We start from the raw sequence: 548 nt of genomic DNA, 5'->3' as shown, positions 1-548 counted from the left end.
GAAGCCGCCGGCGACCGCTTTGCGATCCCGCAGCTCTCCGTCGTCGAGCTGGTCCGGGCCCGCGCCAATAGCGAGCACCGCATCGAGCGCATCAAGGACACCGCCGTTCTTCGGCTGCGCAACAAGCTGCTGCCGCTGATCCACCTCAAGAAGCTCCTGAAGATCGACGACGGCGCGGCTTCCGATCCCGAGAACGGCTTCATCGTGGTCACGCAGGTCGGCAGCCAGACCTTCGGCATCGTCGTCGACGGCGTGTTCCACACCGAAGAAATCGTGGTCAAGCCGATGTCGACCAAGCTGCGTCACATCGACATGTTCTCCGGCAACACCATTCTGGGCGATGGCGCCGTCATCATGATCATCGACCCCAATGGCATTGCCAAGGCGCTCGGCGCCGCCGGCTCCTCGGCCCATGACATGGGCGACGAGAACGGCGCGCACCACATCGGCTCGGGCGAGCAGACCACCTCGCTGCTGGTGTTCCGCGCCGGCTCGTCCCAGCCCAAGGCGGTCCCGCTCGGGCTCGTCACCCGCCTGGAAGAGCTCCC

Annotated in this window: 1 protein-coding gene; it reads left to right on the top strand. The window is 66.1% G+C overall.

Translation table 11 applies throughout. The features are described 5' to 3' along the window. A partial coding sequence (locus AC1RUR_RS38370; protein WP_492853356.1) for a chemotaxis protein CheW occupies window positions 1-548 on the top strand: 548 nt, incomplete at both ends.

The sequence above is a fragment of the Bradyrhizobium sp. GW821-FHT12B03 genome (assembly GCF_058807535.1).
This window is presented reverse-complemented; position numbering and strand designations above follow the sequence as displayed.